At 71.8% G+C, this 8223-nt stretch carries 7 protein-coding genes; 4 read left to right on the top strand and 3 right to left on the bottom strand.

All coding sequences use genetic code 11. The features are described 5' to 3' along the window. The first annotated feature begins 44 nt into the window (after positions 1-44). Positions 45-2405, top strand: coding sequence for a DUF1631 family protein (locus BLV01_RS17785; protein ID WP_091802774.1), 2361 nt, complete (start codon positions 45-47; stop codon positions 2403-2405). A 269-nt stretch (positions 2406-2674) separates the two neighbouring features. Continuing rightward, on the top strand, positions 2675-3793 hold the full coding sequence (locus BLV01_RS17790; RefSeq protein ID WP_091802778.1) for an NAD(P) transhydrogenase subunit alpha: 1119 nt from the start codon (positions 2675-2677) through the stop codon (positions 3791-3793). A 438-nt stretch (positions 3794-4231) separates the two neighbouring features. Here the strand turns inward: BLV01_RS17790 and BLV01_RS17795 are convergent, their stop codons facing one another. The 3 genes from BLV01_RS17795 to BLV01_RS17805 are packed head-to-tail and all read right to left on the bottom strand — an operon-like array spanning position 4232 to position 5760. Next, positions 4232-4738 (bottom strand): DUF3106 domain-containing protein, encoded by a 507-nt coding sequence (locus BLV01_RS17795; protein WP_091802780.1) that lies wholly within the window; start codon positions 4736-4738, stop codon positions 4232-4234. Between the two features lie 6 nt (positions 4739-4744). Next, positions 4745-5212, bottom strand: coding sequence for a hypothetical protein (locus BLV01_RS17800; RefSeq protein WP_254782680.1), 468 nt, complete (start codon positions 5210-5212; stop codon positions 4745-4747). Further along, positions 5209-5760, bottom strand: a complete 552-nt coding sequence (locus BLV01_RS17805; RefSeq protein WP_139178827.1) for an RNA polymerase sigma factor — start codon at positions 5758-5760, stop codon at positions 5209-5211. The genes BLV01_RS17800 and BLV01_RS17805 overlap by 4 nt, the downstream gene beginning before the upstream one ends. 439 nt (positions 5761-6199) lie before the next feature. On the opposite strand from BLV01_RS17805, the gene BLV01_RS17810 reads away from it, so the two are divergent. Beyond that, entirely contained in the window at positions 6200-6505 is a 306-nt protein-coding gene (locus tag BLV01_RS17810) for an NAD(P) transhydrogenase subunit alpha part 2 (RefSeq protein ID WP_091802786.1), read from the top strand. Between the two features lie 131 nt (positions 6506-6636). Beyond that, positions 6637-8073 (top strand): NAD(P)(+) transhydrogenase (Re/Si-specific) subunit beta, encoded by a 1437-nt coding sequence (locus BLV01_RS17815; RefSeq protein WP_091802850.1) that lies wholly within the window; start codon positions 6637-6639, stop codon positions 8071-8073. The last annotated feature ends 150 nt before the right edge of the window (positions 8074-8223 follow it).

Genomic DNA, 8223 nt, shown 5'->3' on the forward strand with positions numbered 1-8223 from the left:
AAGGAATCTGAATGTCGGTCACAAAAATGAACGGCGACACATGAATGGTCGCATCTAGGCACTATCCTGACGTTCGCGGTCGCAAAAAGACGTGCCGCAAACACCAGGGGGAAGCGCGAGTGTCCGGTCACTTGCACGGCGTCGTCCACAACACGCGGGCAGATCCTGCACGCGTGCTCGAAGAACTCAAACGACAGACGCTCGAGCAACTCGGGGGGCTGCCCGGTTCCCTGTACGGACCGATCGAGGATGCCCTCAAGGCCGATTCGCTCAAGGGCGACGGCCGCAACCACCAGTTCGAAGACCAGGCCGCATTGTGGGTCCTGCGCCAGCAACAGGCCAGTCATGTCATGGCCTTCCGGCAACAGATCGGCCAGGGCTTCGAGGCGTTCCGCGCGCCCGGTGCGGCGGTCGGCGGGGTCGGCGGCTCGCCGCTGCAGCTGGTCGGCGAGCAGCAACTGGCGTTCGATCTCGACGGCGAGCGCCTGGTCGAACTGCTCGAGCAGCGCTACCAGCGCCCGCTGGAAATGGTGCGCGCGCGCCTGCAGATGCTGGCCCAGGCGATGGGCGCGCCGGAAGGCGTCAATCCGGTCGGCCCGTACCGCCTGATCAAGGCCTTCACCTCGGTCTATACCGAGGCCCAGGTCACCGAAAGCCTGCGCGTGCGGCTGTTCCGCCAGTACGAGCAGGAACTGGCGCACCTGCTCGGCGACATGTACGCGCGCCTCAACCAGGTGCTCGCCACCGGCGGCTACGGCATGGCCACCGGCGTGCCGCCGGCCGGCCCGGCGCGCGTGGCCGCCGAAGAGCGCCGCGACCGCAACACGCTCGACGGCGTGTTCGACACCGTTCCGCATCGCGAGGCCGCAGCGTCCGTGCCGCACGACTATCAACAAGGATCGTATCCGCCCGGACCGGGCCAGGGTTCCGGCTATGCCGGGCAGGGCGGGGCGGCGTCGCAGGTGGAAGTGGCCGCGATGGCGGCCGAACTGGCCGAACTGCGCACCCAACTGCACGCCTGGCGCGAGGGCCTGATCAAGACCGGCGGCCTGCCGCCCGGGCAACAGCCGCAGCGCACCATGGCCCAGCGCCGCGAACTGCGCGTGGACGAGGTGGTCGGCATGGCCTCGCTGCTGCAGCCCGAGCCGCCGGACGCGTTCGCGCGCGCGCTGGCGGTGTCCGGGCGCCTGGGCGAGACCATCCGCGACCAGCTCTTCGACGGCGCGCGCCGGCTCGGCTTCAACCCGGACCAGACCTGCTTCAGCCCCGAGGAAGACGACGCGATCGACCTGGTCGCGCTGCTGTTCGACTCGCTGTTCCGCAACCACGCCCTGCAGGACCGCGCCCGCCGCGTGTACGCGCGGCTGGTCATGCCCTACGTCAAGGTCGCGCTGACCGACAACGCGGTGTTCGTCAAGCGCGAACACCCGGCGCGGCGCCTGCTCGATGCGATCACCGAAGCCTGCGAAGGCAACGACGGCGAGACGCCGCAGGACCGCGACCTGCTCGAACGCGCCTCCGACATCTCCCAGCGCATCGTCTCGGACTACAACGAAGATCTGGCCGTGTTCGAGCTGGCCCACGCCGAGCTCGACGCGATGCTGGCCCAGCACCGCCGCCGCATCGAGCTGCAGGAACAGCGCGCGGCCAAGGCCACCTACGGCCGCGAGCGCCTCGGCGCCGCGCGCAACCAGGCCGACCAGGCGGTGCGCGAGCGCATCGCCGACGGCAAGCTGACCTCGGCGGTGGCCGATTTCATTTCCACCCCCTGGCGCCACCATCTGGTGCAGGTGTTGCTGCGCGAGAACGAAGACCCCAAGCGCCGCGCCCAGGCGATGGCGCTGGGCGACGCGCTGGTGATGGCCGACAAGCTCGCCGCCGAGAACCGCGGCCGCGAACTGGCCGACCAGTTGCTGGCGCTGCAGCCGATCATCATCCAGTGCCTGTCGTCCTCGGGCCTGGACGAGAGCGCCGCCCAGCACGCCATGGCCGGGCTGGTGCGGGCGCTGGCGACGCCGGACAAGGAGCGCGCCGACCATCCGCAGCCCAGCGCCGCCGAAGTCGAGGAAGACGTGGCCGAGGAACGCCGCCGCTACCTCGCCGACGACGCCGCGCAGGGCGGCCACGACCCGCTGCTGGCCGAACGCATGCGCCAGCTCGAACCCGGCGACTGGCTGCGCCTGACCAGCCTGCAGGGCGAGACCGTCGCGGTGAAGGTGGCCTGGTTCAGCCCGCTGACCTCGCGCCTGCTGCTGGTCAACCGCCGCGGCGTGCGCGCCCTGGTCGCCTCGGCCGAGGAACTGGCCGTGCTGGCCGCCTCCGGGCGGCTGGTGGTCGGCGCCGAGCGCACCGCGTTCGACGAAGCGATGCGGCAGGTGCGCCGCCACCTCGACCGGGTGATCTGACCCCGGTCGAAGCGCCGGCCGGCGAGCGGCGCTCGCGCTGGGTGGCCGCGGCGGTCTTGTGGGAGGGGCTTGCGCCCCGACGCCCCGCGCTGCGATCGGTGCGATCCGAACCGCCAGCCTGCAAGCGCACGCCCGGCCGCAACACCGCGCGCCCAGGACCGGCCCGCCGCTGTGACTGCCTGCCGCTTCCCCGCAACCGTTCGCCGGCCAGGATCGCGCGCGCACCTTCGCATCCGCTACGATGCGGCGAACCGGGCACGGAGCAGAGCATGTCGGGCATCACGATTGGCGTGGCCAGCGAGACCGCGGCCGGCGAACAGCGCGTGGCGCTGACGCCGGAAACCTGCAAGAAACTCATCGCCCGCGGTGCGCGCGTGCGCATCCAGCGCGGCGCCGGACGCGGCGCCAGCTTCACCGACGAGGCCTATGTCCAGGCCGGCGCCGAACTGGCCGACGACGCCGCCGGCGCCACCGCCCAGGCCGACGTGGTGCTGTGCGTGCAGGCGCCCGACGGCGAGCGCTTGAACCTGCTGCGCGAAGGCGCGGCCCTGGTCGGCCTGTTGCAGCCGCAGGCCGACGCCGCGCGCGGCGAGGCCATCGTCGCGCGCCAACTGCTGGCGTTCCCGCTGGAACGCCTGCCGCGCACCACCCGCGCCCAGGCCATGGACGTGCTCAGCTCGCAGGCCGGCATGGCCGGCTACAAGGCGGTGCTGATCGCCGCCCAGCTGGCGCCGCGCTTCTTCCCGATGCTGACCACCGCCGCCGGCACCATCCGGCCCTCGCGCGTGTTGATCGTCGGCGCCGGCGTCGCCGGCCTGCAGGCCGTCGCCACCGCCAAGCGCCTGGGCGCGCAGGTCGAAGGCTTCGATGTGCGCCCGGAGACGCGCGAGCAGATCGAATCGCTGGGCGGCAAGTTCCTCGACCTCGGCGTCAGCGCCGCGGGCGAGGGCGGCTACGCCCGCCAGCTGACCGACGAGGAGCGCGCCGAACAGCAGCGCCGGCTCGGCGAGCACCTCAAGAACATCGACGTGATCGTCTGCACCGCCGCGGTGCCGGGGCGTCCGGCGCCGAAGATCGTGACCGCGGCGATGATCGCCGGGATGAAGCCCGGCAGCGTGCTGGTCGATCTTGCCGCCGAGACCGGCGGCAACTGCGAACTGACCCGGCCGGGCGAGACTATCGACGCCAACGGCGTGACCATCGCCGGCCCGCTCAACCTCGCCAGCGCCGGCGCGGTGCATGCCAGCGAGATGTTCGCGCGCAACGTGTTCAACTTCGTCAGCCTGTTCGTCGACGGCGGCGAGCTGAAGTACGACTGGAACGACGAACTGCTGGCCAAGACGGTGTGGCCGGAGCGCAAGGCCGAGGCGCAGAGCGCGGCCGCGTAGGCGGGTTCTTCGAGGGCTTTACTGTGGGAGGGCCTTCAGGCCCGATGCTCTTGTTTCAGATCGCGGTGACCTGAGAGAAAAGCGTCGGGCCTGAAGGCCCTCCCACCACAGCAGGCATCGGGCCTGAAGGTCCTGCGCCAGCAGCGCAGCCCGCATCGCCGTCGCGATAGAACCGGCGAACGCGGAGATCCGAACGCTGCTCAGGTTCCTGCCCCGCAGCATTGGATCTCCGCGTTCGCGCGGAGGCTGAATCCTGCAGCGAATAGTCGGCCGCGCCCTGTAGGAGCGACGCAAGTCGCGACCGCGCAACCTCAATCACGTCGTCACTGCGATCGATTGCGCAGGCCTGCGGCTCGTTGCGTCGTTGTTGCGGTTTCGCGGTCGCGACTCGCGTCGCTCCTACAGGGAGCCCGGCGCGGCTTTCGCGGCGACTCGTCGTCAATTGCGCGGCGGCGGAGGCGGCGGCCCGAACGGATGTTCGCCGCGCTGTTTCGGCGGCGGCGGGTTGGCCTCGGCCCAGGCGCGGCGCTGGTCGGGCGTCATCGTCCGCCACTTCTCCATCAGCGCGCGCTTGCCGTTCTCGTCGAGGCTACGCATCTTGCCGTACAGCGCGCGCATCTGCCCGCGCTCCTCGGGGTTCAGGCCTTCCCAGCGCTTCATCCCGTTGCGCGCCTCGCGGCGTTCGTCCGGGGTCATCTGCTGCCAGCGGCGGGCGCGCTCGAGCATGCGCTGGCGCTCTTCGGGCTGGTTGTTCCAGCGGTCGCGCATCGGCGCGATCAGCTGCTCGCGCTGGGCCTGGCTGAGCTGGTCCCAGTTCGGCAGGGCGGCGCCGGCCGGCGCGGCCGGCGCGGCCTGCGCGGCGGCGAGCGTGGGCGCGGCCAGCGCGGCCACGGCCAGAGCCAGGGCCAGCAGCGGTTCGGCGCGGCGGAAGAAGGGGCGGCGCATGGCGGGTTACTCCAGGTGGGGCTGCGGCAACGCGTCGGTATTGGACGCCAGCCACAGGTACAGATCGGGATTCTCGTCGAGCGCGGCCACGGCGGTGTCCGGGTCGTAGCTGGCGTCGGCCGCGACCGCGGCGGGCGCGGCCGCGGACGGCTGCTGCGCGACCTGCGCCGGCGCGGCCGCCGGCAGCGGCGCGCCGCCGCCGACGAACTGCAGGCCCAGCGCCAGCGCGACCGCGGCCACGCCGGAACTGGCCAAGGTCCAGCCGAGGAGGCCGCCGCGGCCCCGTCGGGGCTGGGCGGCGGCCTCGCTGCGGATCGTGCGCAGCCGCTGGCGGACCTGCGGGCTCACCCGTTCGAGCGCCTGCGCGTGCAGATCGCGCAGGGCCGCGTCGAAACGCGCGTCCGCCTCGGCCGCCGGGCTTGCGCGGTGCGGCGCCGGGGTGCGGCCGTCGGCGCTGCGCGGGTCGGTGTTCATCGCCATTCCTCCAGTTGCCGTTGCAGCGCTTCGCGCGCTCGCGACAGGTGCGTCTTCACCGCGCCTTCGCTGCAGCCCATCGCCCGCGCGGTCGTGGCGACGTCGAGTTCTTCCAGGACCCGCAGCGAGAACGCTTCGCGTTGCCGCCGCGGCAGTGTCTGCAGCGCCTGCGCGAGCCGGCCGTAGGCCTCGCGCCCGTCGTGGGTGCGCTGCGGGTCGGGGCCGTCGTCGGCCCAGTCGGCCGGCGCGTCGTCGTCGTTGCGCGCCGCCGGCAGCAGCCAGCGCAGGCGGAATGCGCGCCGCCGCTGCACGTCGACGATGCGGCTGCGCAGGATGCTCCAGAACAGCGGCGTCCATTCCTGCGGCGGACGCTCGCGGTAACCGAGCATCTTCATCATCGCGTCCTGCACCGCGTCCAGCGCGTCCTCGCGGTGGCGCAGGCCGAGTTCGGCGAAGCGGAACGCGCGCGTGCCCAGGCCGGCGAGGAATTCCTCCAGGCTGGCCGGCAGCCGCGCCGGGGCCGGGTCGGGCTCGGGCGTCGGCGGCAGAACCGCGACGGCGTCGAACCCAGCCTCGTCCTCGCCGGCGTCCGGCTCCGGCGCGTCCGGCCCGGGCCGGCCCGGCGGCGGACCCGATCCGGCGGCGGCCGTCGCGCCGGCGCCGGCCGGGCGCACGCGCCCGGGCTGGCGGGCGTCGTAGCGATGCTCCAGCGGATCGTTCGGCGACAGCGGCTCGGACTCGACGCTCACGGTCTCCAGCATACGGGTGGCGGGCGGTTGCAGCACGCAGGCGCCCTCAGCCGCGCGCGACCGGCCGGCGGGGGCGGCGATGGGCATGGGCGGGCTTGGGCATGCGGACGGTTCCTGCACCGGAATGTGCGGCGCTTACGCAATCCGGAAACGTCCGCCCCCGGGATCGGTTGACAACGCTGGCGCTGCATTCACGGGCGGTTATGATGGCGCGGACAACGCATGGGGACAGATCCGGATGAACGACGGTTTTGTGGCGCTGTATATCTTCATGCTGGCGGCCATCGCCGGCCACGTGATCATCTCGCGGGTGCCGGTGATCCTGCACACCCCGCTGATGTCGGGCTCCAACTTCATCCACGGCATCGTGCTGATCGGCGCGATCATCGTCCTGGGCCACGCCGATAATCTGGCGGAGAAGGCCATCGGCTTCGTCGCGGTGCTGCTCGGCGCCGGCAACGCCGCCGGCGGCTACGTGGTGACCGAGCGCATGCTGGAGATGTTCAAGTCCAGCAAGAAGCCCGCCGGCAAGGCGGGCGGCTGAATGCGCCGCTGCTGCGGTACCTCGCGGCGGCCGCGGCCGCCGTCTTCGGCGTGGCCCTGCTCGCCGTTCCTTCCTTTCTCGGCTGGGCGCTGCCCGTGGGGCAGCTGTCGTTCTATGGAGCGCGCGCGCTGATGGACGTTCTTTCGACTTTGGTGAAGGCCAGCTACCTGGTCGCGGCGACCCTGTTCCTGCTCGGCCTGCAGCGCATGGCCTCGCCGGTGACCGCGCGCAGCGGCATCCGCTGGGCCGGCGCGGGCATGATCATCGCCACCGTGGCGACGTTCTTCCTGCCGGGCCTGCACAACCTGGGCCTGATCGCGACAGCGGTGCTGCTGGGCACGGCGGCGGCGTGGGTCTCGGGCAAGAAGGTGGCGATCACCGACATGCCGCAGATGGTCGCGCTGTACAACGGCATGGGCGGCGGTTCGGCCGCGGCGATCGGCGCGGTGGAACTGCTGCGGCTGTCGTGGCAATTGCCGGCCGATCCGCTGCAGGCGCAGCTCGCGCGCGGCGTGATCGCGATGCAGGCGCCGAGCATCGCGCTGGTGCTGGCGATGGTCGGCGCGGCGATCGGCGCGGTCTCGCTGTCGGGTTCGGTGATCGCCTGGGCCAAGCTCGACGGCCGCCTGGACAAGCGCGTGGTGTTCCCCGGCCAGCAGGTCTTCAACGCCCTGGTCGCGCTGGCGATGGTGGCGCTCGGCGTGGCCGCGGTGATGACCTTGAACAGCGGCGTCATCATCGCCTTCATCCTGGTCGCGCTGGCGCTGGGCGTGCTGATGACCCTGCCGATCGGCGGCGCCGACATGCCGGTGGTGATCTCGCTGTACAACGCCTTCACCGGCCTGGCGGTCGCGTTCGAGGGTTATGTGCTCGGCAACGAGGCGCTGATCATCGCCGGCACCATGGTCGGCGCGGCCGGCATGCTGCTGACCCGGCTGATGGCCAAGGCGATGAACCGGCCGATCAGCGGCGTGCTGTTCTCCAACTTCGGCGGCGGCGGCCAGGCGCAGGAGATCGCCGGCACCCAGAAGCCGATCGAGGCCGGCGACGTCGCCGCGATGATGGCCTTCGCCGAGCGCGTGGTGATCGTGCCCGGCTACGGCCTGGCGGTGGCGCAGGCGCAGCACAAGATCTGGGAGCTGACCCAGAAGCTGATCGAGCGCGGGGTCAAGGTGAAGTTCGCGATCCACCCGGTGGCCGGGCGCATGCCGGGCCACATGAACGTGCTGCTGGCCGAGGCCGGCGTGCCGTACGACCTGATCGCCGACATGGACGACATCAACCCCGAGTTCGCCAACACCGACGTGTCGCTGGTGATCGGCGCCAACGACGTGGTCAACCCGGTGGCCAAGACCGACCCGGCCTCGCCGATCTACGGCATGCCGATCCTGGACGTGATCAACTCGCGCAACACCATCGTGATCAAGCGCGGCAAGGGCACCGGCTTCGCCGGCATCGAGAACGCCCTGTTCTACGCCGACAACACGCGCATGCTGTACGGCGACGGCGCGGAGATGGCGAGCGCGCTGGTGTCGGAGCTCAAGGCGCTGGACGGCGGCGGGCATTGATCGAGCGACCGGCCGCCCGCGTGGCGGCCGGGAACGTTGTACGAACTGCGCAGGCCGCGACCGCGGCAACGCGGCTGCGACGAAACTTACGGCGCGGGCGGCGGCCCTGCGGTCGCGGCTCGCGCCGCTCCTACAGGTAGATCGCGTAGT

It is taken from the genome of Lysobacter sp. yr284 (assembly GCF_900107375.1).
In the GTDB taxonomy this organism is placed as follows: Bacteria; Pseudomonadota; Gammaproteobacteria; order Xanthomonadales; family Xanthomonadaceae; genus Lysobacter.

Bases quoted from the DNA above. Each gene is read 5' to 3' on its own strand.
- BLV01_RS17785 (WP_091802774.1), top strand. From the start codon at position 45: ATGGTCGCATCTAGGCACTATCCTGACGTTCGCGGTCGCAAAAAGACG.
- BLV01_RS17790 (WP_091802778.1), top strand. From the start codon at position 2,675: ATGTCGGGCATCACGATTGGCGTGGCCAGCGAGACCGCGGCCGGCGAA.
- BLV01_RS17795 (WP_091802780.1), bottom strand. From the start codon at position 4,738: ATGCGCCGCCCCTTCTTCCGCCGCGCCGAACCGCTGCTGGCCCTGGCT.
- BLV01_RS17800 (WP_254782680.1), bottom strand. From the start codon at position 5,212: ATGAACACCGACCCGCGCAGCGCCGACGGCCGCACCCCGGCGCCGCAC.
- BLV01_RS17810 (WP_091802786.1), top strand. From the start codon at position 6,200: ATGAACGACGGTTTTGTGGCGCTGTATATCTTCATGCTGGCGGCCATC.
- BLV01_RS17815 (WP_091802850.1), top strand. From the start codon at position 6,637: ATGGACGTTCTTTCGACTTTGGTGAAGGCCAGCTACCTGGTCGCGGCG.